We start from the raw sequence: 24,406 nt of genomic DNA, 5'->3' as shown, positions 1-24,406 counted from the left end.
AGGCCCTCGCGGACACCGTGGGACGAGTTGCTGCCGCGGCTCGATCGCTCGCTGCCAGGGCTCATTCGGGCCGGCGTCGGGGGCCTCGGCTGGTTTGGTGCAGCCACTCCGGCGCCGGTTCGGCGTCGCCGTATTCGTCGTGCCAGTTCCACCATTCGTACGGCGGGCCTTGGGGATAGCCTTCGGGCGAGTCCTCCCATGTCTCCTGCCGCCCGAGCGCCGTCATGTCGAGGTAGCTCCAGGTGCTCCCCAACGCCTCGTCACCGCGGGCGTTGATGAAGTAGGTGCGGAACACGCCGTCGCCGTCGCGGATGAACGCGTTCGTGCCGTGCCACTCGTCCACACCGAAGTCGGTGTCGAACTCGTCGGTGATCGTGTACCAGGGCGTCGTCCAGCCCATTCGCGCTTTCACACGCTCGATGTCCGGCTGTGGCGCGCGTGAGGCGAAGACGAGAGTGGTGTCGCGGGCGTTCAAATGAGCAAGGTGGCCCACGTGGTCCGCCACCATGGAGCAGCCGCGGCAAGCGTGGTCAGGCCAGCCGAATACGCCGGGCTCGAAGAAAGCGCGGTAGACGATCAGCTGACGACGACCCGCGAACAGGTCGAGCAGACCCGCCTTACCCTCGGGTCCGTCGAACTCGTACTTCTTCTCCACTGCCAGCCACGGCAGCCGGCGACGCTTGGCGGCCAGTGCGTCACGGGCGCGGGTCAGCTCCTTCTCTTCCACGAGCAGCTGCTGGCGCGCTGCCTCCCACTCTTGCAGCGAAACGATCGGGGGTGTCTTCATCGTGGCGTTCACCTTCCGGTTCGGTCCGAGCATGCGTCGGCCAGGGGCCTGAGCTGCGCGCCGCTCAGGACCCCCTGCGTCCAGGGTCGGACGCCACCGACACGGGCGCACGCCGACGCCAATGAGTGCATGGCTTCGACGCACTTTCCCGGCAACCTGGTCCACCACCGGCGCGAGCTGACCATCTGTGACTGAGCCGTTCATCGGTGGCTGACCGGTCGAGTCGGCGGCCGAGAACTCACCCGAGTCCCGGCAGGTCGGGACCGCAGGGCTCAGCATTCTTCGGCCCATGGGCACCTCGGTCGAGCTCAGCCGGAACCGGCATGTGCCGGTTGGCCCGGCCCGGTGGCGCTGCACTCAGCGGGAGGTACGGCACCGGACCGCGCGAACGCGGGCGGTGGTGGTGGCCCTAGGCCGCCGAAGCGGCCGCGACGCGCTCAGCTGACGGCAGCGCCGAACCACTGGGGCAGCCGGCTGAGCAGATCCTGCTGATCTTCACCGACCCACGCCACGTGGCCGTCCGGCCGCAGCAGCGCCGCGGGCGCGTCCAGTTCCTCGCTGACGTCGACGACGTGGTCGACTCGATCTGCCCAACCTGCCACCGTAAGCCGGCCGGTCTGGTCGAGCAGTAGTCCGCGGCCGCCGTGCATCAGCTCGTAGAGGCGACCCTGCTTCAGCTTCACGTCCCGCATCCGCCGGCCGAGCAGTTCGTGGCCCTCGCCGAAGTCGTAGCGGACCCCGACCGCGGTGATGATCCCGGTCACGTACCGGTTCACCTCCTCGAAGTCCATCAGCTTCGAGAACAGCTCCCGCAGCGCGGTCGCACCCGGATCGGTCCCCAGCAGAGTGATCTGCGCGCGGGTGTTGTCCAGCACGCGGGCACCCACCGGGTGCCGTTCGGCGTGGTAGCTGTCCAGCAGCCCCTCCGGCGCCCAGCCGTTGACCGCGGCGGCCAGCTTCCAGCCGAGGTTGAACGCGTCCTGCACGCCGAGGTTGAGCCCTTGCCCGCCGGTCGGCGGGTGGATGTGCGCCGCGTCGCCGGCCAGCAGCACCCGGCCGACCCGGTAGCGTTCGGCCTGCCGGGTGGCGTCGCCGAACCGGGACAGCCAGCGCGGCGAGTGCACGCCGAAGTCGGTGCCCGCGATCGCCCGCAGCTGCTGCTTGAACTCCTCGAGGGTCGGCGCGGTCGCGCGGTCCTCGGCCACGCCGTCGGCGGGCACGACGACGCGGTACGTCCCGTCCCCGTTGGGGATGGTGCCGAACCGCAGTTGGGTCTTGCGGACTTCCTCGACGATGGCGGCAACCCTCGCCGGATCCTCGGTCATCTCCATGTCGCCCAGCAGCGTCTCGACCGTGGCGGGCTCGCCGGGGAAGCCGACGCCGATCAGCTTGCGCACCACACTGCGGCCGCCGTCGCACCCGACGAGGTAGCGCGAGCGCAGGTGCGTGCCGTCCGCCAGCTCGACGGTCACCCCGTCCTCGTCCTGGCTCAGCCCGACCACTTCGCAGCCGCGCCGGATCTCGGCACCGAGTTCGAGCGCACGCTCGTTGAGCAGCCGCTCCGTGACCGCTGCAGGGTGGACAGGCCGTACGGGTGCGCCGTGTCCAGCCGGTCCGGCCACGGCTTGACGATGCCGCCGAAGAAACCGCCGACCTGGAACTTCTCACTGACCGCGAGGAACCGGTCCAGCAGACCGCGCTGGTCCATGACCTCGACGCTGCGCGTGTGCAGGCCGCGCCCGCGGGACTCCCCGGTCGGCTCGGTCAACTTCTCCAGCACGAGCGTGTGCACGCCGTGCAGCCGCAACTCGCCCGCCAGCATCAAGCCGGTCGGTCCGCCGCCGACCACGATCACGTCAGTCATCAGAACGCCCATTCAACGAGATTGGATTTCGACCAGCTGCTCCGCGCAGTCCGGCGGCGCGCACACCCGCACCCGCGCGCCGAGTCCCCGTCACCGCACCGCGAGTTCCACCGGCGGTTCGACGTTCCCGCGCGCAACCCATAAGCTGACAAAAACACATGCACTGCGCGAATCTGTCATTTCCTCAGGTTCTTGCTTCGGTCGGCCATTCTGCGGCACGCCCCGGGCCTTGCCGCAAGCCCCCCGGTGCGCTATATGTTGAGAGTGGCAAGGAGTGGGCAAACTCCTTGCCTTTGCCATTTCTCGTCCGCTCTGGACGGACTAACTCCTCCCGCAGCGGTGACGCGCCGCGTACGGCGATGCCGGCGGTCCAGGAGGACCTCCCATGGGCCTGCGGATGCAGCCGCGGAACGAGAGGTTCTTCACCCTCTTCAGTAAGGCCGGCTCGAACGCCGACGCGAGCGCGGTCATTCTCAGGGAGTTCGTCGCCGCGCCGCACGAGCGCTGAGCGGAGCTCGCCAAACGCATGCACGACACCGAGCACGCCGGCGACGACGCCACTCGAGGTCCGGGTGCCGTCAACGAACCCCCCATTCGTTTTCGGCGTCCTCGGCGCATGATCGCCATCATGCCGGGCCAACCCGGCGCTCAGCGGGGCCAACTCGAGCGCTAAAAGGCCAACTGAAGCGCGCAGTAACAGTGCCGCAGGTTCAGAGTGTGAGCACAGGCCGGGTGGTCAAGTCGTCGCAGAGGTCCTCGCCGTCCGGGCCGTACACGAACTCGACCATGGAAGGGTTGCGGTTGGCGGTGGCCAGGGGCAGCCACGCCAGCATGTGGCCGTAGCCGCCGCACACTGACTCGCCACCGTCTCCGCCGTGGACCGCTGTAACGTCGCTCGTCAGCTCCGTGCAGTAGGTGTCGTAGGCGATGCGAAGGCCGAAGGCGTTCAGCTGGTTCTGCGGGCCGGTACGGTCCCCGTAGGGGATGCGGTCGAGGGGGCAGTCATTTCCCCACCGGAACAGGGTGTCCGCGCCTGCTCCACAGGCGTGCTCCCACTCGTCGGAGCTCGGCATCCGCAGGCCACGAGCCGCAAGGACAGCCGGCATGTCAGCCGGCAGCTCTGTCAGCTTCTCGTCCTCCACAGCCATAAGTACCGTGGCCAAGACAGCGCTCCGGCGGGCGCTGAGCACCAGCGCAAGGTGGGCCCGCAGATCCGGGCCGTAGCCGAAGCCCTGTTCCAGGCTCTCGGCGTAGTCGGCAGTCTGCTCGGGCGTCGGCTGCCAGGTGTCGAGGTCAAATCCGAGGGTCACCGGGCCGCCGGGAATCAGGGCGAATTCCTGCCCATTCCGCTCGATCCGAACGTGGTGCAGGGGAGCGCCGAGGTGCTCAATGGTCTCGACGACGGTCACACGGCCATCCATCAGGTCGGCGGCCTCCTGGGCGACGCGACGTGCAGTAGGCGGTTCGAAGGACCGCCACTGGTCGAGACCGAGTTCAGCGAGAGACATGGGCCGCAGTGTTGCAGGCAGGTCCGACACGGCTTGCGACTGTCCACTGGTGCGCCCGGTTTTCGGAGGCGGCCGCCGACGCCGCGGAAAGCGAGCAGCCGACACCGCCGGAGGGCCCGCCGGCTTTGTCTGTGAGCAGCGGTTCCGGCTCGACTCCTGTGGCGCTGTTACTGAGAGTAAGGTGCCTGGACGATTTTGGTACCGGACACGTTTGTGCAGAGCACTGTCGAGCGCGAGGGAGAGCCTGGCGCAGCGCGAACAGCGGCCGGGTGCGGGACACGTCCCGGCGTCCGCGGGCCCACGCGCCGCGGTGCCCGCGGACCACAAGCACCGGGCGGCCAGCCTCGGACTGATTGCATAAACCTGCGAGGGTGCGTATAGTCATGCCATCGACAGGAGGGTTTCGATGACGGTACGAGCAGCAGTGGCGGGGGCCAGTGGGTACGCAGGCGGAGAGTTGCTCCGACTGCTGCTGGCGCACCCCGAAGTCGAGATCGGTGCCCTCACCGGTAACTCCAACGCGGGCCAGAAGCTCGGCGGCCTGCAGCGGCATCTGCTGCCGCTCGCCGACCGGGTGCTCGAGCCGACCACCGCCGAGGTGCTCGCCGGGCACGACGTCGTCTTCCTCGCGCTCCCGCACGGCCAGTCCGCCGCGGTCGCCGACCAGCTCGGCGCCGAGGTACTCGTCGTGGACATGGGCGCCGACTTCCGGCTCGAGGACGCCGGCGACTGGGAGGCGTTCTACGGGTCCCCGCACGCCGGGACCTGGCCCTACGGTCTGCCCGAACTTCCGGGTGCCCGGGCTGCCCTGGAGGGCGTCAAGCGCATCGCGGTGCCCGGCTGCTTCCCCACCGCCGTCTCGCTCGCGCTGTTCCCCGCCTTTCTGGCCTCTCTCGCCGAGCCCGAGGCCGTGATCACCGCGGCGTCCGGCACCTCCGGCGCGGGCAAGACGCCCAAGCCGCATCTGCTCGGCTCCGAGGTGATGGGGTCCATGACCCCGTACGGCGTCGGTGGCGGTCACCGCCACACCCCCGAGATGATCCAGAACCTCAGCGCGGTGGCGGGGGAGCGGGTCGGCGTCTCCTTCACGCCGACCCTCGCGCCGATGGCCCGTGGCATCCTCGCCACCTGCTCCGCCAAGGCGAAGCCGGGCACGACGGCACAGGACGTGCGGGCCGTCTACGAGAAGGCGTACGCGGAAGAACCGTTCGTCCGCCTTCTCCCCGAGGGGCAGTGGCCCTCGACCGCGTCCGTGTACGGATCGAACGCCGTCCAGATCCAGGTCGCGTACGACGAGGCCGCCGGCCGCATCATCGCGATCAGCGCCATCGACAACCTCACCAAGGGCACCGCCGGCGGTGCGGTGCAGAGCATGAACATCGCACTCGGATTCGCCGAGAGCACGGGTCTTTCCACGATTGGAGTTGCGCCGTGAGCGTGACCGCAGCGAAGGGATTCACGGCCGCGGGCATCGCGGCCGGAATCAAGGAGAACGGCAACCCGGACCTGGCCCTCGTGGTCAATCAGGGTCCGCGCCGCGCCGCCGCGGGCGTGTTCACCTCCAACCGCGTCAAGGCCGCCCCGGTCCTGTGGTCGGAGCAGGTGCTCAAGGGCGGTGAGGTCACCGCCGTCGTCCTCAACTCCGGTGGAGCCAACGCCTGTACGGGCCCCGAGGGCTTCCAGGACACGCACGCCACAGCCGAGAAGGTCGCGGACGTGCTGGGGCACAGCGCGGGCGAGGTCGCCGTCGCCTCCACCGGCCTGATCGGCATCCTGCTCCCCATGGCCAAGCTGCTGCCCGGCATCGAGCAGGCGGCCGCCCAGCTGAGCGAGCACGGCGGCGAGAAGGCGGCCATCGCCATCAAGACCACCGACACCGTGCACAAGACCGCTGTCGCCGCAGGCGAGGGCTGGACGGTCGGCGGGATGGCCAAGGGCGCGGGCATGCTGGCCCCCGGCCTCGCCACCATGCTCGTGGTCCTCACCACCGACGCCGACCTCGAGCCGGCCACCCTTGACAAGGCGCTGCGCGACGCCACTCGGCAGACGTTCGACCGGGTCGACTCCGACGGCTGCATGTCCACCAATGACACCGTGCTGCTGCTCGCCTCCGGCGCGAGCGGGATCACGCCGCCCCACGAGGAGTTCGCCGAGGCCGTACGGACCGTGTGCGACGACCTCGCCCGGCAGCTGATCGGCGATGCCGAGGGCGCCTCCAAGGACATCCGTATCGAGGTGATCAACGCTGCGAGCGAGGACGACGCCGTCGAGGTGGGCCGCTCCATCGCCCGTAACAACCTCCTCAAGTGCGCCATCCACGGCGAGGACCCCAACTGGGGGCGGGTGCTCTCCGCGATCGGTACCACCAAGGCCGCCTTCGAGCCCGACCGGCTCAATGTCGCCATCAACGGCGTCTGGGTCTGCAAGAACGGCAGCGTCGGCGAGGACCGCGAGCTGGTCGACATGCGCTACCGCGAGGTGAAGATCACCGCCGACCTCGCCGCGGGTTCCGAATCCGCCGTGATCTGGGCCAACGACCTCACCGCGGAGTACGTCCACGAGAACAGCGCGTACAGCTCATGACGCACACGACGCGGAAGCACACCGCCCTGCCCAAGGCCCAGATCCTCATCGAGGCGCTGCCCTGGCTGACCCGCCACAACGGCAAGACCGTCGTCATCAAGTTCGGCGGAAACGCCATGATCGACGAGGAGCTGAAGGCCGCGTTCGCGCAGGATGTCGTCTTCCTGCGCCACGCCGGCATCAAGCCGGTCGTGGTGCACGGCGGCGGTCCGCAGATCAGCGCACAGCTCGACCGGCACGGCCTGGTCAGCGAGTTCAAGGCGGGCCTGCGGGTCACCACGCCGGAAGCCATGGACGTCGTACGGATGGTGCTGGCCGGCCAGGTCCAGCGCGAGCTCGTCGGGCTGCTCAACCAGCACGGTCCGCTCGCCGTCGGCATGACCGGCGAGGACGCCCACACCATCACCGCCACCAAGCACCAGCCGCAGATCGACGGCGAGCTGGTCGACATCGGCCGGGTCGGCGAGATCACGGAGATCGACACGGGCGCCATCGAGGCGCTGCTCGCGGACGGCCGTATCCCGGTCATCTCCTCCATCGCGCGCTCACAGGACGACGGACATGTCTACAACGTCAATGCTGATACGGCGGCTGCGGCACTCGCTGCGGCGCTGGGCGCGGAGACACTGATGGTCCTGACCGATGTCGAGGGTCTGTACGAGGACTGGCCCCACAGCGACGAAGTGATCAGCCGGCTCACCGCGACGCAGCTGGAGAAGCTGCTGCCCGACCTTTCCAGCGGCATGGTCCCCAAGATGGAGGGCTGCCTGTTCGCCGTACGCAACGGGGTCAACACCGCGCGCGTCATCGACGGCAGGGTCCAGCACTCGATCCTGCTGGAGATCTTCACCGACGAGGGCATCGGCACGATGGTCGTGCCCGACGGACAGGGGGAACCATGAGCAGCAACCGGGAACTCACGCAGCGCTGGCACGGCGTGATGACCGACAACTACGGCACGCCGAAGCTGTCCCTGGTCCGCGGCGAGGGCGCCAGGGTCTGGGACGCGGACGGCACCGAGTACACCGACTTCGTCGGCGGCATCGCCGTGAACGCCCTCGGCCACGCCCACCCCGCCGTCGTCGAGGCCGTCTCCCGTCAGATCGCCTCCCTCGGCCATGTCTCCAACCTGTACGTCGCCGAGCCGCCCGTCGCGCTCGCCGAGCGGCTGATCCAGCTCTTCGGCCGCCCCGGCCGCGTCTACTTCGCCAACTCCGGCGCCGAGGCGAACGAAGCCGCCTTCAAGATCGGCCGACTGACGGGCCGTACGCACATGGTCGCCACCAGCGGCGGGTTCCACGGCCGCACGATGGGCGCACTCGCGCTGACCGGTCAGCCCGCCAAGCGGCAGCCGTTCCTGCCGCTGCCGCCGGAGGTCACGCACGTCCCGTACGGCGACGCCGAGGCGCTGCGGGCCGCGGTCACCGAAGAGACCGCGCTCGTGATCATCGAACCGATCCAGGGCGAGAACGGCGTGGTCGTCCCGCCCAAGGGGTATCTGGAGGCCGCCCGGGAAATCACCCGGGCGAGCGGCACCCTGCTCGTCCTCGACGAGGTGCAGACCGGCATCGGGCGCTGCGGCCACTGGTTCGAGCACCAGGCCCACCAGGGCGTCGAGCCCGATGTCGTCACGCTCGCCAAGGGACTTGGCGGCGGCCTGCCGATCGGCGCGACCGTGGTCTTCGGCGAGGCGGCCGAGCTGCTGAAGCCCGGTCAGCACGGCACCACGTTCGGCGGCAACCCCGTCGCGTGCGCCGCCGGACTCGCCGTCATCGACACGCTCGCCACCGACGGAATCCTCGATGAGGTCAAGCGGCTCGGCGAGCGACTGCGGGACGGGATCGAGGGTCTGGGACACCCATTGGTCTCCCACGTCCGTGGCAGCGGCCTGCTGCTGGGTATCGTGCTCACCGGGCCGCTGGCACCCCTGGTGCAGCAGGCGGCCCAGGATGCAGGCTTCCTGGTGAACGCTCCCGCGCCCGACGTCGTGCGGCTCATGCCCGCGCTGACCATCGGTGACGCGGAAGTGGACGCGTTCCTTCAGGCAGTTCCCGGCATCCTGGACGCGAGCGACGGCGAAGGACGACCCGGGGAATGAGACGACGATGACCGAGGGCCAGGACACCGAGCACGGCGGTCCCGCCGTACCGCAGACCCGCACGGCCCGCCACCGCCGGATCGTGGACATCCTCAACCGGCAGCCGGTGCGCTCCCAGAGCCAGCTGGCCAAGCTCCTCGCGGACAACGGCCTGAGCGTGACCCAGGCGACCCTCTCCCGCGACCTCGACGAGCTGGGCGCGGTGAAGATCCGCAACACCGGCGGCGAGCTGATCTACGCGGTGCCCAGCGAGGGCGGATTCCGCACTCCGCAGGCCCCGCTCGGCGAGTCGGCGAAGGAGGAGCGCATGCGGCGCCTCTCCGGCGAACTGCTGATCTCGGCGGAGGCCTCGGCCAATCTCGTGGTGCTGCGTACGCCGCCGGGCGCGGCACAGTTCCTGGCCTCGGCCATCGACCAGGCCGAACTGCACGACATCCTCGGCACGATCGCCGGCGACGACACCCTGATGCTCATCAGCCGCGACCCACAGGGCGGGCAGGCGCTCGCGGACCATCTCCTGCGCCTGGCACAGAACGACCGCTGACGTCGCGGGGCGTCGGCGGGCCGGGTGCCGCCGACGTCGCGAGCGGTCGCGGTCGCGGCGCCGTTGACGTCGCGATCGTGGCCGGGCGTTGTTGACGCTGCGGGCCGAGTGTCGCTGTGTCGTGGCCGGCCGCGGTCCCGGGTGCTGCCCGCGTAGCGAGCGGTCGCGAGCCGGGCGCCCCTGCGTCGTGAGCTGCCGTGGTCCCGGGTGCCGCCGACGATGCGAGCCTTTACGGGCCGGGTGCCGCTGACGTCGCGGACCCGGCGGGCGTCAGGCAGTCAGTTTCGCCGTGTGGCGGGCGAATCCGCTCGTCTGCCAGGTGCGGCCGTCCGCGGTGACGGCGAAGCCCTCCGTGTGGGGGAGCGCCTCCAGCCAGGCGCGGGCCCGCCCGCCCATGGCGTACGCCGCCGTCGCCCGGGCGTCCGCCTGGGTCAGGCCCCGGGTCACGACGGTCATCGACGCGAGACCGTCGGCAGGCGGGCAGCCGGTGTGCGGGTCGATGATGTGGCAGCCGCGCTCGGCCGGGCCCGATGTGGCGACGGCGAGGCCGGTTTCGGTCTCGACCACCGTGGCCAGCCCGCCCGGGTGCAGCGGGTCGGAGATGCCGACCCGCCAGGGGCCGCCGTACAGTTGGATGTCGCCGCCGCCGTTCAGACAGACCGCGGCCGCACCGGACGAGGCGAGCATGCGCACCGCGCGTTCCACCGCCCAGCCCTTGACCAGGCCGGTCGGGTCGAGCACGCCGCCGTAGCGGGCGCTGAACCAGCCGTCGCTCAGGCGCTCCTCGTCCTCGCACTGGCCAAGGACCTCGGGTACCTCGAAGTCGCAGTCCCGCAGGGTGAGTTCGCCCCTGGCGAGGCGGCTGATCTGGCTGTCCTGGCGGTAGGTCGAGAAGATCTCGTCCGCACGGTGCAGCCCGGCGACGGCGGCGACGAGTCCGGCGCGCACCCGCTCGGTGTCGCCGTCGGCGGCCACCCGGACATCGAACGAGAACACCGTTCCCATGGAGTGCTCGACGTGACGCAGTCGCGCCGGGTCCGCCGTCACAGGCCCGCCTTGTCGATCGCGCTCTGCAGGGACTCGATGTAGCCCTCGCTGGTGTAGCTGGCACCGGAGACGGCGTCGATCCCGGCGCTCTGGGCGGTGACCGCGGCCTGGTTGAGTTTGGGCACGGCATTGGCGGCGATCTTCCGGCTGTTGGCGTCGGAGCCGGGCGCCTTCACCGCGTCGGCCGCGGTGATCCTGCCGCCGCTGACGGTGATCCGTACCTGGACATCGCCGTACTGGGTGCTCGCCGCGTCCCCGACGAACGTCTTCGGCGCCTCGGAGCCCGAGCCCGAACCGGAGCCCGACTCGGCCCCCGAGCCCACGGTGCCGGGATCGGCCCCGGAGCCGGCGGTCCCGGTGCCGCTCCCCGACCCGGACCCGGAGCCCGGTGCGGCGGCCTCCCCGGCCCCGGCCCCCGCGGCCCCGGCCTTGTCGATCGCGCTCTGCAGGGACTCGATGTAGCCCTGGCTCGTGTAGGTGGCGCCGGAGACGGCGTCGATCCCGGCGCTCTGGGCGGTGACCGCGGCCTGGTTGAGTTCGGGCACGGCATTGGCGGCGATCTTCCGGCTGTTGGCGTCCGTATCGGGTGCCTTCACCGCCTTGGCCGCGGTGATCCTGCCGCCGCTGAGGGTGAGCTGGACCTGCACCGGCCCGTACTGGGTCTCGGCCTCGTCCCCGAGAACCGTCTGCCCCCCGGCGGCTCCGCTTCCGCTCCCGGCGGATCCCGCGGCGGCGGGCGGCACCGAGCCGCCGGCCTGCGACGACGCCCCGGCCACCGAGGTGGCCGGCTGCTTCAGAGCGAGGAGCAGTACGACGGCCGACGCGGTGCCGGCGACGCCGAGCATGATCCGGCGCAGCGGATGTTTCCTCTTCACGGGCGGCCTCACATCTCGAACGACTCATGGTGGATACGGCGGGACGGCACTCCCGCCTCGCGCAGTGCGTGGTACGACTCCTCGGCGAGACCGGGCGGCCCGCAGAGGTAGACATCGTGCTGATCGATGTCCGGCAGCACCTCCTTGAGGCGTTCGGTTGTGATCTCGGGCCGGGATCCGTCCGGCCCGTTCACGGCGTACATCAGCTTCGCGTCGCGCATCTGCGCGATCTCCCGCAGCTCACTCCACAGCGCCAGGTCCTCGGTCCTGCCGGCCCGGTAGAGCAGGGTGAGATCCCCGGGGCCGCCCGGCAGGGTCTCGAAGAGGGCCCGCAGCGGCGTGATGCCGGCCCCGCCGGCGATCAGCAGCACCTTGTTCCGGCTCCGCCGGCCGGCGGTCATGGCTCCGTAGGGTCCCTCCGCCCAGACCCGTGTCCCGGGCTCCAGGCGGGACAGTGCCGTGCTGTGATTGCCGGCGGCCTTGACGGTGATGCGCATCAGATCCGGGCGGGGCGGGGCGGAGAGGGAGTACGGATTGGCGCTCCAGCGCAGGCCCTTGGTGAGGAAGCGCCAGCGGAAGAAGTGACCCGCCTCCGCGCCGAGCCGGTGCAGCCGTCGCCCGGTGATCAGTACGGAGACCACGCCGGGAGCCTCGTCCACGACGGATTCCACCCGCATCCGGTGCCAGAGGTTGAGCCGTACGGGCGCCAGGATCCGGTACCAGAAGAGCAGCGCGCCCACCGTGCCGTACAGCACGTACCAGACGGTGCGGGCAGTGGGGTTCGCGACGAACTCGGAGCCGGTTGCCAGCTGGTGCCAGAAGGTCAGGTACACCGCGACATAGGTGAGGAGGTGCAGGTAGTACCAGGTCTCGTAGTGCATGCGGCGGCGTACCGCACCGGCCGAGACGAAGCCGACGACGAGCAGGAGCGCTGTGCCGATCGTGGCCTTGATCATTTCGGGGAAGTCGACGACGACGGTGACGCTCTGCTCCACCAGGCCGGTATCGGCCTGGACGGCGTACCCCCAGATGGTCAGGACGACATGGGCGACGACGAGACTGATCGCGTACCGGCCACTCATCGCGTGCCAGCGGGTCGCCCGGTCGGAACCCACCCCGCGCTCCAGCGCCGGGACACGCGCCATCTGCAGCACCACGAGCGCGATCATGTACCCGCCGAGCAGGCCGGTGATCCGGCCCGCACCGATCAGCCACTCGGCGGTGTTCATCTGCACTGCGCTCGTGTTCTGCCACCACAGCCACAGCACGGCCATCGCGCCCGCCCAGGCGATCGCCAGCAACATGGCCGCCGGGGAACGCCGGGGCCGGATCGCGCGCATGGTCTGGCGCCTGGCGGCCCGACCGCTCTGAATCATCGCCACTGCTGCTCCTCGGCTGCTGCTCGTCGCGTCAGTGGATACGGACCCGAGGACGCAGAAGTTCAATCGGCGGGAGCCTTGTGACAGCTGTGAGTTGCCTGTGTGTCAGTAGCGGCTGACGGCCGTGCGGCCGGATGCCGTTCCGATCGCGATGTGCGGATCGCGTCGCCGGTCGGCCCACGCCAGGAGGGAACGCATGGCGGCGGCCGGTACGGACACACAACCGGACGTCGCACCACGACCGTTGACATGGAGGAAGATCCCCGCGCCCCGGCCGCGCACCGGACGCTCGTAGTTGAATCCGATGACGAGGGCGTGGGCGTACTGGGTGCGGTACGAGATCAGATGCTCCGACTCGCCGGCCCGGCAGTCCTCGGGCAGGCCGTCCACCCAGCGGTTGTACGCCCGGGAGCCGTTGTCCTGGCACCACCAGGACCGCTCGTCCACCCGCCGGTAGGCGTAGTCCGTCGACACGGGTGCGGACAGGACGCCGAAGGCGTACGGCAGGTCGTACAGCCCGGTCGGTGTGGTGGAGGTGCCCTGCTTACGGCTGTCTCCCTCGACCAGGCCGTTCGCGCCGAAGCGGGCATCCGCTGATCCGGCCGCCTCCCACCGGCCGTCGGGACGGCGGTCCCACCAGGTCACCTTCCCGGTCGTCGAGCCCGGGTGCTCGGCCTGCGCGGTGATCAGCTGGCTTCCGCCCCCGGTGTCCGCCATGAGCGCGGGCAGTGGGACGTCCCGCCCGGACCCGGGGGCGGGAGCGAGTGTGCCGGCGGCGAGCAGCAGCAGTGCGGTGCCGAGTGCGTGACGGGGGCGCATGGTTCCTGACCGTATGCGCGCCCCGGTCCGCCCGCCGTTCGGACTGCGCCGCTCGGGGCAGTCCGGGACGGCGGGGAGTGTGGGCCGGGCGCTTCAGTCGGTGCGCGCGGGCAGGGGAAGCGGCAGCGCCGGAAGGCCGTCGAGGCTCACCCCGACGTGATCTTTCTTCTCGCAGTACTTCGCGAATTCCTCGTCCGTCTTACGGCCGAGGTGCTCGGCGTGCTGCGTGCGCTCCTGCTGGTAGTCCATGAAGGGCACGGCGAAGCCGCAGGCGTCGCTGATCCGGCGGGCACGGACGACGATGATCGCGCGGGCGCCGGGGCCGTCGACCTCCCGGAAGCGCCCGATGTACTCGGCCCAGCGAGGGTCGTCGCGGAAGAGCGCCTGGCCCTCCCCATGTACCCGCAGTACCTTCGGCGGCCCGCTGAACGCGCACCACATCAGCGTGATCCGGCCGTTCTCCCGTAGGTGCGCGATCGTCTCGGCGCCGCTGCCGCCGAAGTCGAGATAGGCGAGGGTGAGCTCGTCGATGACGACGAGGGTGCCGTTACGGCCCTTGGGGGAGAGGTTGATGTGACCGTCGCCGCCGAGCGGGGCGGTCGCGGTGAAGAAGACGGGCTGCTGCTCGATGAAGCGGCGGATGGAGCCTTCTATCCGTTCGTAGCGTTGTCCCATGCACCGGATTATCTGCCGCGTATCCGGGTTCGGAGGATCGATTCCACGAGCTGGTGCGGCACGGGACAGCGCCCTGCCGGCAGCGGGGAAGCCGCGTTGACAAAACATACGGAGCTCTGCATAGTTATACCCATCACCGAATGCACCGTAAGGAGAAACCCGTGACCGAGCGCGTCGTACTCGCCTACTCGGGCGGTCTGGACACCTCCGTCGCCATCGGCTGGATCGCCGAGGAGACGGGCGCCGAGGTCATCGCCGTTGCCGTGGACGTCGGCCAGGGCGGCGAGGACCTGGACGTCATCCGCAAGCGCGCTCTCGCCTGCGGTGCGGTCGAGGCCGAGGTCGCCGACGCGAAGGACGAGTTCGCCGAGGAGTACTGCCTCCCCGCGATCAAGGCCAACGCCCTGTACATGGACCGCTACCCGCTGGTCTCCGCCCTCTCGCGGCCGACGATCGTCAAGCACCTCGTCGCCGCCGCCAAGAAGCACGGCGCCACCACGGTCGCCCACGGCTGTACCGGCAAGGGCAACGACCAGGTGCGGTTCGAGGCGGGCATCGTCGCCCTCGCGCCCGAGCTGAAGTGCATCGCTCCGGTCCGTGACTACGCGATGACCCGGGACAAGGCGATCGCGTTCTGCGAGGAGAAGCAGCTCCCGATCGCCACCACCAAGAAGTCGCCGTACTCCATCGACCAGAACGTCTTCGGGCGTGCCGTCGAGACCGGCTTCCTGGAGGACATCTGGAACGCGCCGATCGAGGACATCTACGAGTACACCTCGAACCCGGCCGCCCCGCGCGAGGCCGACGAGGTTGTCATCTCCTTCAAGGAAGGCGTCCCGGTCGCCATCGACGGCAAGCCCGTCACCGTTCTGCAGGCCATCCAGCAGCTCAACGAGCGGGCCGGCGCCCAGGGCATCGGCCGGATCGACATGGTCGAGGACCGGCTGGTGGGAATCAAGTCCCGCGAGGTGTACGAGGCCCCGGGCGCCATCGCGCTGATCACCGCCCACCAGGAGCTGGAGAACGTCACCGTCGAGCGCGAGCTCGGCCGCTACAAGCGGCAGGTCGAGCAGCGCTGGGGCGAGATGGTCTACGACGGCCTGTGGTTCTCCCCGCTCAAGCGCGCCCTGGACGGCTTCATCAACGAGGCCAACCAGCACGTCACCGGCGACATCCGGATGACCCTCCACGGCGGCCGCGCCGTCGTCACCGGCCGGAAGTCCGACGAGTCGCTGTACGACTTCAACCTGGCGACGTACGACTCCGGCGACACGTTCGACCAGTCGAAGGCACAGGGCTTCATCGAGATCTTCGGCCTGTCGTCGAAGATCGCCGCACGGCGTGATCTGCGGCCGTAGCCCGACGTGATCCCGTCTGATAGCACACGCACGACAGCTGCCTCCCCGTAGCTCCGCGACGGGGAGGCGGTGGCACATCCACCCTCATGAGGAGCAAGAGCTGTGAGCAGCAACAACGGTGACGTCCGGCTCTGGGGCGGCCGTTTCGCCGACGGACCGGCCGAGGCGCTGGCGAAGCTGTCGGCATCCGTGCACTTCGACTGGCGCCTCGCGCCGTACGACATCGCCGGCTCCCGCGCCCACGCCCGTGTGCTGCACAAGGCGGGCCTGCTCACCGAGGACGAGCTCACGCGGATGCTGGCCGGCCTCGACCGGCTCGAGGCGGACGTCGCCGACGGCTCCTTCGTCGGCACCGTCGCCGACGAGGACGTCCACACCGCCCTCGAGCGCGGCCTGCTGGAGCGGCTCGGCCCCGACCTCGGCGGCAAGCTGCGCGCCGGGCGGTCCCGCAACGACCAGGTCGCCACTCTCTTCCGGATGTATCTGCGTGACCACGCCCGGATCATCGGCCGGCTGATCGCAGAGCTCCAGGACGCCCTCGTCTCGCTCGCCGAAGCGCACCCGGATGTCGCCATGCCGGGCCGTACGCACCTTCAGCACGCGCAGCCGGTCCTGTTCGCCCACCATGTCCTGGCGCATGTCCAGGCGCTGTCCCGGGACGCCGAGCGTCTGCGCCAGTGGGACGAGCGCACGGCGGTCTCCCCGTACGGCTCCGGTGCGCTGGCCGGTTCCTCCCTCGGGCTCGACCCGGAGGCGGTGGCCGAGGACCTCGGCTTCGAGCACGGCTCCGTGGGCAACTCCATCGACGGCACGGCCTCGCGTGACTTCGTCGCCGAGTTCGCCTTCATCACCGCGATGATCGGCGTGAACCTCTCCCGGATCGCCGAAGAGGTCATCATCTGGAACACGAAGGAGTTCTCCTTCGTCACCCTCCACGATGCCTTCTCCACCGGTTCGTCGATCATGCCGCAGAAGAAGAACCCGGACATCGCGGAGCTCGCGCGCGGCAAGTCCGGCCGACTGATCGGCAACCTGACCGGGCTCCTCGCCACGCTCAAGGCCCTGCCCCTGGCGTACAACCGTGATCTGCAGGAGGACAAGGAGCCGGTCTTCGACTCCTGCGACCAACTGGAGGTGCTGCTCCCGGCGTTCACCGGGATGATGGCGACCCTCACGGTCAACCGGGAGCGGATGGAGGAGCTCGCCCCGGCCGGCTTCTCGCTCGCCACCGACATCGCCGAGTGGCTGGTCAAGCAGGGTGTGCCGTTCCGGGTCGCGCACGAGGTCGCGGGCGAGTGCGTCAAGGAGTGCGAGCAGCACGGCATCGAGCTGGACCAGCTCACCGACGAGCAGTTCGCGAAGATCTCCGAGCACCTCACACCCGACGTCCGCACGGTCCTGAACGTCCCCGGCGCGCTGGCCTCCCGCAACGGCCGCGGCGGCACGGCCCCGTCCGCCGTCGCCGTCCAGCTTGCCGAGGTCAAGGCCGACCTGGCCGTCCAGCACGCCTGGGCCACCGCGAAGAACTGACCGGGCCGCCGCGCCCCGGGACCGGATGGCCGGGGCCGGGGCGCAGCGCCGTGGTGTCGTCGCTCTGCGCGGGCGACGACCGCGCCGAGCCCCTGGGCGAGCGGACGCGGACCGAGCCGCCTCAGTCGATCTGCTCGCAGATGTCGGTGCGCGAACCGTGCGCCATGGTCACGGTCTTGTACCCGGTCGGGCTGATGTCCATCGTGTACACGCCGTCGATGATGTACAGGCTGCGCGGCAGATTGCCGCGTCCCTCGCCGACGCCCACCAGCACGGGACCGAGCACGGACCAGAACTGGGAGCCGTCGGTGCCGTAGTCGACCACCGCCGTACCGCTCGCATCCGCGTCGTAGAAGTCACCGGTGTCGGTGTTCGTGACCCGGAACACCAGATCACCCTTGTACGCGACCAGCTTCGCCGAACCGTCCGGATGGGTGGCCAGCACCTGCTGCACGACCTCGTCCACGATCGGCTCACCGTGCACGGGGAAATCGCACCGCACGCCCGCCGCGAGGTCCCACGGTGTGGACGGTGCGGGTTCCCAGACCGCGCCGGAGCCGGGGGACGCCGAGGCCGGCGCCGCACCGAGGGCCGCAGCGGCAAGTGCCGTCAGAGCAATAACGGATCGTCGCACGATGACTCCCTGTCAAGAGGGCTGATTCTGTCGGCGCCAAGCCTGTCCATGGCCGCTGACCACAGACTCACCACGGCTGGGAGCAGGCCGCCCCGGGCCGTTAGGCTCGCCGCAGCCATGGAGTTCCAGCTGCTCGGACCTTTCGAGGCCCGCCACGAAGGACAGCGGGTCCTGGTGGGCAGCCGCCGCCAGGAGCGCTGTCTGCTGTCGATCCTTCTGCTGCACGCCGGCCGTGTGGTGACCACCGCGCGCCTCATCGATCTGCTGTGGCACGGGGATGCGCCGGCCTCCGCCCGGGGAACGGTCCACACGTACATCGGCCGCCTGCGCGCCGGCCTCTCCCCGTACGGACTCCACCTCGAAACCCGGCACGACGGCTACTGTGTCGAGCCCGGCACCCATGAGATCGATGCCCAGGAATTCGGCCGCCTCCTCCAGCAGGCTGCCGCTGCCGCCAACGCCGCGTACCGCTTGCGCCTGTACGACCAGGCGCTCGGCCTGTGGCGCGGGCCGCTGCTCGCCGATGTGGCCGACGACGCCGTGCGCGACTGGCTCGGCGGCCGGCTGGAGGACCTGCGGCTGTCCGCGGTCGAGCAGCGCGCCGACACCCAGCTCGTCCTGGGGCTGCACGACCGGGTCGTGGCGGATCTGACCCCGCTGGCTCCGCTGCATCCCGAGCGCGAACGGCTCGTCGCGGGCCAGATGACGGCGCTGTACCGCAGCGGCCGCCAGGTCGACGCCCTGCGGCTGTACCGCCGAACGCGCCAGGCGCTGGTGAGTGAACTGGGCATCGAGCCCGGCACGGAACTGGCGACCCTGCACGACCGCATCCTGCGCGCCGATCCCCGGTTGGACCGGCCGCCCGTCCCCGTCCACGCGGTACGGGTCGGCGACGAGTGGCTGCCGTGGAGCACGAGCGGGCACCCCGCTCTGGAGTTCTGCAACACGTACGCCGGCTGGGGCGGGGCACCCGGGGGGACGACGGCCTCGGCCGCTGGCGGACGGCCCCCTCCGCCGGTCTGCGGCTGCCCGTGTGGGCGGTCGCCCGCAGCACCGCGGATCTGCTGGCCGATCCGAGGCGCTTCACGATCCGTGCCTGTCCCGGCCCGGGGTGCGGGTGGCTGTTCCCCGATGAGAGCGGGCGCCGCCGATGGTGCAGTCTCTCCACCTGCGGCAATGGGACACCCGTGCGCTGAATGAGACATCGACGTCTCACCTGGGGTATGGTTGTCTCATGGCTCTGGATCGCGAACACGTGCTGCACACCGCCGCCGCCCTGCTGTCCCGCAAGTCGACCGCCACCATGGACGAGGTCGCCCGGGCCGCGGGCATCGGCCGCGCCACCCTGCACCGGCACTTCGCCGGACGGGACGCGCTGGTCAAGGCGCTGGAGCAGCTCGGCATCCGGGAGTTCGAGGCCGCCCTCGACCGGGCCGCCCCCGAGACGGGCAGTGCGAGCGAGGGACTGCGGCGGCTGGTCGCCGAGATGCAGCCCGCCGCCGACCTGCTGGCCTTCCTCGTCACCGAGAACCAGCTCTTCGAGGGCGACCAGGTCAACGAGGGATGGGCCAGGCTCGACGCCCGTGTCTCGGCGCTCTTCCGACGCGGCCAGGAGCAGGGCGAGTTCCGTATCGATCTCACGCCCGCCTGGCTCACCGAGGCCCTCTACGGGCTCATCGGCAGCTGCGCCTGGGCCGTCATGGACGGCCGGGTCGCCAAGAAGGACTTCCAGTACATGATCGCCGAGCTGCTGCTCGGCGGAGCACGACGGAGTGTGGAGAAATGACCAGTACCGTCCAGCGCGCGAGCGGGGTGGACAACACCGTGTACCGCCCCGGGCGCTGGCTGGCGCTCGCGGTCCTGGTGCTCGCCGTTCTGCTGGTGGCCGTCGACGCCACCGTGCTCGGCCTGGCGACCCCGTTCCTCAGCGAGGACCTGGAGCCGACCGGAACCCAGTTGCTGTGGATCGGTGACGTCTACTCGTTCGTCATCGCGGGCCTGCTGGTTTCCATGGGCAGCCTCGGTGACCGGATCGGCCGCAAGAAGCTGCTCCTGACCGGTGCCGTCGCCTTCGGCGCGGTCTCCGTGCTCAACGCCTACGCGACCAGCTCCGAGATGATGATCCTCGCCCGGGCCCTGCTCGGTGTCGCGGGCGCGACCCTGATGCCGTCCACGCTGGCGCTGATCCGCAACATCTTCCACGACCCGAAGGAGCGCAGCCTCGCCATCGGTATCTGGGGCGCGATGGCGTCCGCGGGCGCGGCCGTCGGTCCCGTCGTCGGAGGCTTCCTGCTGGAGCACTTCTGGTGGGGTTCGGTCTTCCTGATCAACCTGCCCGTGATGGCGGTCCTGGTGCTCGTCGGCGTCAAGCTGCTGCCCGAGTCCAAGAACCCCGTCGCCGGCCCCTGGGACCTGACCAGTGTCGCGCTCTCCCTCATCGGCATGGTCGGAATCGTCTACGCGATCAAGGAGGCGGCGAGCCACGGTCCCGGCTGGGAGGCCGGTGCCGCAGCCCTGATCGGTATCGCCGCGCTGTACGGATTCGTCCGCAGGCAGCTCACGCTGCCGGCGCCGCTGCTCGACATGCGGCTGTTCCGGCACCGGGGCTTCTCCGGCGCGGTCCTCGCCGATCTGCTGACCATCCTCGGACTGTCCGGCCTGGTGTTCTTCCTGTCCCAGTTCCTGCAACTGGTACAGGGCAGGCAGCCGCTGGAGGCCGGCCTCGCGGAACTGCCCGCCGCCATCGGTGCGGTGGCCACCGGTCTGGTCGCGGGCACGGTCGCCCGGCGGTTCTCCGTACGGTCCGTGGTGGCCGGCGGCCTCGCCGCGGTGGGCATCGCGCTCGCCGTGCTGACCCTGCTCGGCCGGTCCACCGGCTATCCGCTGCTCGGCGCGGCTCTCCTGATCGTCGGCGCCGGCGCCGGGTTCTCGTTCACCGTCACCGCGGACGTCATCCTGTCCAGCGTCCCCAAGGAACAGGCGGGCGCGGCCTCCGCGGTGTCCGAGACCGCGTACGAACTCGGCGCCGCCCTCGGCATCGCGCTGCTGGGTTCGCTCGTGACCGGTGTGTACCGCGACTTCGTCACCCCGGCAGGAGTACCGACCGGGACGGCGTCAGCCGCCCATGAGTCGCTGGGCGGAGCCTTCGAGGCCGCCGCGTCACTGCCCCAGCAGCAGGGCGCGGCCCTGGTCGGCGCGGCACAGGAGGCGTTCGTCGACGGGCTGCGGTTCGCGGCGGGTGCGGGGGCCGTGGTGCTGCTCGCCACCGCCGTAGCCGCCTGGTTCCTGCTGCGTGGCCAGAAACTGGCCGACGGCATCGAGCACTGATCCGCCCGGGCGACGAGTGGCCCCCGGACGCTTCAAGCCTTGGCTTCAAGCGTCCGGGGGCCACGTTCCCGTCATGATCCGTCGCTCAGGCAGCCTTGGCCTTCGTCGCATACATGTCCACGTACTCCTGGCCGGACAGCTCCATCACCTCGGTCATCACCGAGTCCGTGACCGCCCGCAGCACATAGCGGTCGCGGTCCATCCCGTCGTACCGGGAGAACTCCATCGCCGCGCCGAAGCGGATCGTCACCCGGCCGGGACGGGGCAGACCTGCGCCGCCCGGCTGGAGCTTGTCGGTGCCGATCACGGCGAAGGGGACGACGGGCGCACCGGTCATCAGGGTCAGCCGCGCGATACCCGTACGGCCGCGGTAGAGCCGCCCGTCGGGGGAGCGGGTGCCCTCCGGGTAGATGCCGAAGATCTTGCCCTCCTCCAGCACCCGGCGGCCGGTCATCAGCGCGGCCACGCCGCCGTTGGCCCCGTCCCGGTCGACGGGGATCATGCCGCAGCCCGTGAAGAACCAGGCCATCAGCCGGCCCTTGACGCCCTTGCCGGTGACGTACTCGTCCTTGCCGATGAAATACACGGGACGGTCGCACACCAGCGGAAGGATCATCGAGTCGATGAAGGTGAGGTGGTTCCCGGCGAGGATGACCGGCCCGGTCCCCGGGATGTTCTCGGCGCCTTCCACGCGTGGGCGGAACATCAGGCGCAGGATCGGCCCGAGCACTGCCTTGATGAGCGACAAGCGGGACAACGGGTCCTCCGGTGTCATGGGACGGTCGGTTCTGGCCTGGCGACGACAAGGGCCGGTGGAGCCTGTGTGGCCGGTGAAGTCTGTGCAGGTGAGGACGATACTCGCGGGTCACCCCCGATCGCACATCGGGTTCACACGGGAGATACGCAGTGTTGACGCGTGTTTTCACGGTGTTGGCCCAGGGTCTGCCGCACGTAAGGCGTAGTTGCCTAGCATCGGGCATCGCTTGACAGGTGCGGGACATCACAGGAGGAATGTCGATGACACAGGGTGCGAGCAGCAGTCCGGGGCGCCGCAGCGTGCTGGGAGCCGCGGTTCTGAGCACGGCCGCCCTCGGGCTCGGAGCCGCGGCCGGCACGGCACAGGCGGCAGAGCCGTCCGGTGAGCGGCACGGCAGCCACCGCCCGTCGTACAGGGATCTGCCCGTGCCGACGGTCATCGCCCACCGCGGCGCCAGCGGCTACCGCCCCGAGCACACCATCGGCGCGTACCAGCTCGCCCTCGACATGGGCGCCCATGTCATCGAGCAGGACCTGGTGCCCACCAAGGACGGACATCTCGTATGCCGTCATGAGAACGACATTACCGGTACAACCGACGTTGCCGACCATCCTGAGTTCGCCTCCCGCAAGGCGACCAAGTCCATCGACGGTGTCAGCATCACCGGCTGGTTCACCGAGGACTTCACTCTCGCCGAGCTGAAGACGCTGCGCGCCAAGGAGCGCATCCCCGCGACCCGTCAGGAGAACACCCTCTACGACGGCCGCTGGAGCGTCCCCTCCTTCGAGGAGGTGCTGCGCTGGGCCGAGAAGGAGGGGCGCCGGCGCGGAACCCCCGTCTGGCTCCATGTCGAGACCAAGCACCCCACCTACTTCCGGGGCATCGGCCTGGGCCTGGAGGAGCGGCTGGCGAAACTGCTGCGCCGCTACGGCCGGCACGGCGCGAACTCCCCGACGTTCCTGCAGTCCTTCGAGCCGACCAGCATGAAGCGCATGGCCGAGCTGGTGGACACTCCGCGGGTGGTCCTGCTGTGGACGCCTGACGACCGGCCCTGGGACTTCCGGACGACGGGCGACCCGCGCACGGTCGCCGATCTGGTCAAGCCCGAGGGGCTGCGGTGGATCGCCTCCTTCGCGCAGGGCATCGGCCCGCTGCTGGACCTGGTCATCCCCAAGGACGCGAGCGGCAGGCTGACCACGCCGACCACGCTGGTACGGGACGCCCACGCCAAGGGCCTGATCCTGCACCCGTACACGGTGCGCAACGAGAACAGCTTCCTGCCCGCCGACTTCCGGCGCGGCACCGACCCGAACGCGTACGGCGACGTGTTCGGCGCCTTCAAGGTCTACTTCGAGACGGGCATCGACGGGATCTTCACGGACAACACGGACACCGGACTGCTGGCGGCCGCCGACTTCCGGCGCTGACCGCGTTCCACCGCTCCTACGGGTGATCGTGCCGTCGTCCGGCAACCGAGCCGGGGCGGCGGCACGTCCCGTGGGGCATGACGGTTCTTCAGGACAACCCCGCCCCGGTCGTGGTCACCTCCGCCCATGTCGTCAGCGCTCTCGGACCGCTGGTGAGTGCCGAGGCGACGGCCGAGGCGCCGGGTACCGCAGTGGAACCGGACGACCTCGAACAGGCCGTGTGGGTACGGCTGCTGGAGCGACTCGACGGAGACGGGCCGCCGCCGGACGCCGCACGCTGGGTCAGGACCGCGGTGCGGGCGGAGGCGCGCCGGGCCCGCCGCACGGCCGCGCGCGAACTCCCCTATGTCACCGATCCGTCCGCCGACCCGTTCGCGGACGGGGCCGGCACACCCGAGCGGGCCGCGCTGGGCTCGGAGCGGCGGCGCGCACTGCGTGCCGCGGTGGCCCGCACTCCCGGGAACTGCCCTCGGCTGCTGACTGCGATGCTGTCGCCGCACGACCCCACCTACCGAGAAATCGCAGGGACGTTGGGAATCTCACAGGGAAGTCTGGGGCCCACGCGTTCCCGTTGCCTGGGATGTTTGCGCAGAATGCTCGCGGCAGAGGTTGCAGCTCCTGAACATATGGGAAAGGAGCGGTAGACAACCGGCGGGACAGGCGAGCGGGAGGCATGCGCACATGGGCATGAGCGTGATCATCTCAGCGGCAGCTGAGCACGATGCGGAGCACATCCTCAAGCTGCAGTATCTGTGCTATCAGACCGAGGCCGAGCTGTACGGGGACCACGGGATCGAGCCCCTCACCCAGTCGCTCGCCGACCTCGCGGCCGAGATCTCCCAGGGCCACGCCCTGGTCGCCAGGCTCGGGGACGAGGTGGTCGCCTCCGTGCGCGCCAGGGTCGACGAGGCCGGCACGGTCCGCATCGCCAAGCTCATCGTCCATCCGCGGATGCAGCGCCACGGCCTGGGCGGCCGGTTGCTCGACGCGATCGAGGCACGCTTCGCCGGGGACAGTGCGGTCAAGCGGTTCCAGCTCTTCACCGGACACCGCAGTGAGAGCAATCTGCGGCTGTACCGAAGCCGCGGCTATCTTCCGGTCTCCAGGGAACAGGTCGGGCCGCGGCTCACGCTGGTCACCCTGGAGAAGGACGCGGAGGCCGGCGACTACGCGGCCAGCGCCTGACCCCTGCGA

The 24,406-nt window shown here is 70.2% G+C and carries 23 protein-coding genes and 2 pseudogenes; 15 read left to right on the top strand and 10 right to left on the bottom strand.

Translation table 11 applies throughout. From position 1 onward, the window contains the following. Nucleotides 1-61: 61 nt before the first annotated feature. Both ACFYWI_RS18930 and rox read right to left on the bottom strand, forming a co-directional pair. A complete protein-coding gene (locus ACFYWI_RS18930) occupies nt 62-787 on the bottom strand; it encodes a DUF899 domain-containing protein (protein WP_389233186.1) in 726 nt (241 codons plus the stop codon). Nucleotides 788-1,224: 437 nt separating this feature from the next. Then, nucleotides 1,225-2,651 (bottom strand): annotated as a pseudogene (rox, locus tag ACFYWI_RS18925) (rifampin monooxygenase). Between the two features lie 385 nt (nt 2,652-3,036). Here rox and ACFYWI_RS18920 point away from each other — a divergent pair. After that, complete coding sequence (locus ACFYWI_RS18920; protein WP_389233183.1) at nt 3,037-3,159, top strand: hypothetical protein; 123 nt, start codon at nt 3,037-3,039, stop codon at nt 3,157-3,159. Between the two features lie 202 nt (nt 3,160-3,361). On the opposite strand, the gene ACFYWI_RS18915 is transcribed toward ACFYWI_RS18920, so the two are convergent. Further along, complete coding sequence (locus ACFYWI_RS18915) at nt 3,362-4,159, bottom strand: hypothetical protein (protein ID WP_389233180.1); 798 nt, start codon at nt 4,157-4,159, stop codon at nt 3,362-3,364. Between the two features lie 406 nt (nt 4,160-4,565). Here ACFYWI_RS18915 and argC point away from each other — a divergent pair, with 406 nt between their 5' ends. Genes argC through ACFYWI_RS18890 form a run of 5 tightly spaced genes read left to right on the top strand, consistent with a single transcriptional unit; the run spans nt 4,566 to nt 9,384 of the window. Then, on the top strand, nt 4,566-5,594 hold the full coding sequence (gene argC, locus ACFYWI_RS18910) for an N-acetyl-gamma-glutamyl-phosphate reductase (protein WP_389233177.1): 1,029 nt from the start codon (nt 4,566-4,568) through the stop codon (nt 5,592-5,594). After that, entirely contained in the window at nt 5,591-6,742 is a 1,152-nt protein-coding gene (argJ, locus tag ACFYWI_RS18905; protein ID WP_389233174.1) for a bifunctional glutamate N-acetyltransferase/amino-acid acetyltransferase ArgJ, read from the top strand. The genes argC and argJ overlap by 4 nt, the downstream gene beginning before the upstream one ends. Beyond that, nucleotides 6,739-7,644, top strand: coding sequence for an acetylglutamate kinase (argB, locus tag ACFYWI_RS18900; protein WP_389233171.1), 906 nt, complete (start codon nt 6,739-6,741; stop codon nt 7,642-7,644). Before argJ ends, argB begins: the two co-directional genes overlap by 4 nt. After that, complete coding sequence (locus tag ACFYWI_RS18895; protein ID WP_389233168.1) at nt 7,641-8,840, top strand: acetylornithine transaminase; 1,200 nt, start codon at nt 7,641-7,643, stop codon at nt 8,838-8,840. The genes argB and ACFYWI_RS18895 overlap by 4 nt, the downstream gene beginning before the upstream one ends. A gap of 7 nt (nt 8,841-8,847) precedes the next feature. Next, nucleotides 8,848-9,384: an arginine repressor gene (locus ACFYWI_RS18890; protein ID WP_389233165.1), complete on the top strand. Its 537-nt coding sequence runs from the start codon at nt 8,848-8,850 to the stop codon at nt 9,382-9,384. A 270-nt stretch (nt 9,385-9,654) separates the two neighbouring features. Here ACFYWI_RS18890 and ACFYWI_RS18885 read toward each other — a convergent pair whose 3' ends face one another. From ACFYWI_RS18885 to ACFYWI_RS18865, 5 genes are all read right to left on the bottom strand, one after another. Further along, nucleotides 9,655-10,389, bottom strand: a complete 735-nt coding sequence (locus ACFYWI_RS18885; protein ID WP_389233474.1) for an FAD:protein FMN transferase — start codon at nt 10,387-10,389, stop codon at nt 9,655-9,657. 38 nt (nt 10,390-10,427) lie between these two features. Continuing rightward, the gene (locus tag ACFYWI_RS18880) at nt 10,428-11,276 is read right to left on the bottom strand and encodes an FMN-binding protein (protein ID WP_389233471.1); all 849 of its coding nucleotides are present in this window, start codon (nt 11,274-11,276) and stop codon (nt 10,428-10,430) included. Nucleotides 11,277-11,314: 38 nt separating this feature from the next. Then, the gene (locus ACFYWI_RS18875) at nt 11,315-12,682 is read right to left on the bottom strand and encodes a ferric reductase-like transmembrane domain-containing protein (protein WP_389233162.1); all 1,368 of its coding nucleotides are present in this window, start codon (nt 12,680-12,682) and stop codon (nt 11,315-11,317) included. 108 nt (nt 12,683-12,790) lie between these two features. Continuing rightward, nucleotides 12,791-13,504, bottom strand: coding sequence for a L,D-transpeptidase (locus tag ACFYWI_RS18870; RefSeq protein WP_389233159.1), 714 nt, complete (start codon nt 13,502-13,504; stop codon nt 12,791-12,793). A gap of 93 nt (nt 13,505-13,597) precedes the next feature. Then, on the bottom strand, nt 13,598-14,179 hold the full coding sequence (locus ACFYWI_RS18865; protein ID WP_389233156.1) for a pyridoxamine 5'-phosphate oxidase family protein: 582 nt from the start codon (nt 14,177-14,179) through the stop codon (nt 13,598-13,600). 161 nt (nt 14,180-14,340) lie between these two features. Between ACFYWI_RS18865 and ACFYWI_RS18860 the strand changes: the two genes are divergently transcribed. Further along, the gene (locus tag ACFYWI_RS18860; protein ID WP_389233153.1) at nt 14,341-15,537 is read left to right on the top strand and encodes an argininosuccinate synthase; all 1,197 of its coding nucleotides are present in this window, start codon (nt 14,341-14,343) and stop codon (nt 15,535-15,537) included. 102 nt (nt 15,538-15,639) lie between these two features. Next, the gene (gene argH, locus ACFYWI_RS18855) at nt 15,640-17,067 is read left to right on the top strand and encodes an argininosuccinate lyase (RefSeq protein ID WP_389233150.1); all 1,428 of its coding nucleotides are present in this window, start codon (nt 15,640-15,642) and stop codon (nt 17,065-17,067) included. 121 nt (nt 17,068-17,188) lie between these two features. Here the strand turns inward: argH and ACFYWI_RS18850 are convergent, their stop codons facing one another. Beyond that, a complete protein-coding gene (locus tag ACFYWI_RS18850) occupies nt 17,189-17,701 on the bottom strand; it encodes a hypothetical protein (protein WP_389233147.1) in 513 nt (170 codons plus the stop codon). Nucleotides 17,702-17,749: 48 nt separating this feature from the next. Between ACFYWI_RS18850 and ACFYWI_RS18845 the strand changes: the two are divergent. From ACFYWI_RS18845 to ACFYWI_RS18830, 4 genes and pseudogenes are all read left to right on the top strand, one after another. Then, a pseudogene (locus ACFYWI_RS18845) lies at nt 17,750-18,475 on the top strand (BTAD domain-containing putative transcriptional regulator); the annotation flags it as partial. 122 nt (nt 18,476-18,597) lie between these two features. Next, nucleotides 18,598-18,897, top strand: coding sequence for a CGNR zinc finger domain-containing protein (locus tag ACFYWI_RS18840; protein WP_389233468.1), 300 nt, complete (start codon nt 18,598-18,600; stop codon nt 18,895-18,897). 38 nt (nt 18,898-18,935) lie between these two features. Beyond that, nucleotides 18,936-19,487: a TetR/AcrR family transcriptional regulator gene (locus tag ACFYWI_RS18835; protein ID WP_389233144.1), complete on the top strand. Its 552-nt coding sequence runs from the start codon at nt 18,936-18,938 to the stop codon at nt 19,485-19,487. Beyond that, complete coding sequence (locus ACFYWI_RS18830; protein WP_389233141.1) at nt 19,484-21,028, top strand: MFS transporter; 1,545 nt, start codon at nt 19,484-19,486, stop codon at nt 21,026-21,028. The genes ACFYWI_RS18835 and ACFYWI_RS18830 overlap by 4 nt, the downstream gene beginning before the upstream one ends. 85 nt (nt 21,029-21,113) lie before the next feature. Here the strand turns inward: ACFYWI_RS18830 and ACFYWI_RS18825 are convergent, their stop codons facing one another. Next, on the bottom strand, nt 21,114-21,803 hold the full coding sequence (locus ACFYWI_RS18825; RefSeq protein ID WP_389233138.1) for a lysophospholipid acyltransferase family protein: 690 nt from the start codon (nt 21,801-21,803) through the stop codon (nt 21,114-21,116). A 242-nt stretch (nt 21,804-22,045) separates the two neighbouring features. On the opposite strand from ACFYWI_RS18825, the gene ACFYWI_RS18820 reads away from it, so the two are divergent. From ACFYWI_RS18820 to ACFYWI_RS18810, 3 genes are all read left to right on the top strand, one after another. Next, entirely contained in the window at nt 22,046-23,212 is a 1,167-nt protein-coding gene (locus ACFYWI_RS18820; protein WP_389233135.1) for a glycerophosphodiester phosphodiesterase, read from the top strand. A gap of 77 nt (nt 23,213-23,289) precedes the next feature. After that, entirely contained in the window at nt 23,290-23,856 is a 567-nt protein-coding gene (locus ACFYWI_RS18815) for a sigma-70 family RNA polymerase sigma factor (protein ID WP_389233132.1), read from the top strand. A 37-nt stretch (nt 23,857-23,893) separates the two neighbouring features. Further along, the gene (locus ACFYWI_RS18810) at nt 23,894-24,397 is read left to right on the top strand and encodes a GNAT family N-acetyltransferase (protein WP_389233129.1); all 504 of its coding nucleotides are present in this window, start codon (nt 23,894-23,896) and stop codon (nt 24,395-24,397) included. Nucleotides 24,398-24,406: the final 9 nt, after the last annotated feature.

This window comes from Streptomyces sp. NPDC002889, assembly GCF_042888425.1.
In the GTDB taxonomy this organism is placed as follows: domain Bacteria; phylum Actinomycetota; class Actinomycetes; order Streptomycetales; family Streptomycetaceae; genus Streptomyces.
Note: the sequence above shows the minus strand (reverse complement) of the source record. Positions and strands in the feature narration are given on the sequence as shown.

What these genes read in the sequence shown, in the direction of transcription:
- ACFYWI_RS18880 (WP_389233471.1), bottom strand. Translation starts at nt 11,276, where the DNA reads ATGCTCGGCGTCGCCGGCACCGCGTCGGCCGTCGTACTGCTCCTCGCT.
- ACFYWI_RS18870 (WP_389233159.1), bottom strand. Translation starts at nt 13,504, where the DNA reads ATGCGCCCCCGTCACGCACTCGGCACCGCACTGCTGCTGCTCGCCGCC.
- ACFYWI_RS18820 (WP_389233135.1), top strand. Translation starts at nt 22,046, where the DNA reads ATGACACAGGGTGCGAGCAGCAGTCCGGGGCGCCGCAGCGTGCTGGGA.
- ACFYWI_RS18810 (WP_389233129.1), top strand. Translation starts at nt 23,894, where the DNA reads ATGGGCATGAGCGTGATCATCTCAGCGGCAGCTGAGCACGATGCGGAG.
- ACFYWI_RS18835 (WP_389233144.1), top strand. Translation starts at nt 18,936, where the DNA reads ATGGCTCTGGATCGCGAACACGTGCTGCACACCGCCGCCGCCCTGCTG.
- ACFYWI_RS18875 (WP_389233162.1), bottom strand. Translation starts at nt 12,682, where the DNA reads ATGATTCAGAGCGGTCGGGCCGCCAGGCGCCAGACCATGCGCGCGATC.
- ACFYWI_RS18825 (WP_389233138.1), bottom strand. Translation starts at nt 21,803, where the DNA reads ATGACACCGGAGGACCCGTTGTCCCGCTTGTCGCTCATCAAGGCAGTG.
- ACFYWI_RS18885 (WP_389233474.1), bottom strand. Translation starts at nt 10,389, where the DNA reads ATGGGAACGGTGTTCTCGTTCGATGTCCGGGTGGCCGCCGACGGCGAC.
- argB (WP_389233171.1), top strand. Translation starts at nt 6,739, where the DNA reads ATGACGCACACGACGCGGAAGCACACCGCCCTGCCCAAGGCCCAGATC.
- ACFYWI_RS18890 (WP_389233165.1), top strand. Translation starts at nt 8,848, where the DNA reads ATGACCGAGGGCCAGGACACCGAGCACGGCGGTCCCGCCGTACCGCAG.
- ACFYWI_RS18915 (WP_389233180.1), bottom strand. Translation starts at nt 4,159, where the DNA reads ATGTCTCTCGCTGAACTCGGTCTCGACCAGTGGCGGTCCTTCGAACCG.
- ACFYWI_RS18865 (WP_389233156.1), bottom strand. Translation starts at nt 14,179, where the DNA reads ATGGGACAACGCTACGAACGGATAGAAGGCTCCATCCGCCGCTTCATC.
- ACFYWI_RS18895 (WP_389233168.1), top strand. Translation starts at nt 7,641, where the DNA reads ATGAGCAGCAACCGGGAACTCACGCAGCGCTGGCACGGCGTGATGACC.
- ACFYWI_RS18830 (WP_389233141.1), top strand. Translation starts at nt 19,484, where the DNA reads ATGACCAGTACCGTCCAGCGCGCGAGCGGGGTGGACAACACCGTGTAC.
- ACFYWI_RS18920 (WP_389233183.1), top strand. Translation starts at nt 3,037, where the DNA reads ATGGGCCTGCGGATGCAGCCGCGGAACGAGAGGTTCTTCACCCTCTTC.
- ACFYWI_RS18815 (WP_389233132.1), top strand. Translation starts at nt 23,290, where the DNA reads ATGACGGTTCTTCAGGACAACCCCGCCCCGGTCGTGGTCACCTCCGCC.
- argC (WP_389233177.1), top strand. Translation starts at nt 4,566, where the DNA reads ATGACGGTACGAGCAGCAGTGGCGGGGGCCAGTGGGTACGCAGGCGGA.
- ACFYWI_RS18930 (WP_389233186.1), bottom strand. Translation starts at nt 787, where the DNA reads ATGAAGACACCCCCGATCGTTTCGCTGCAAGAGTGGGAGGCAGCGCGC.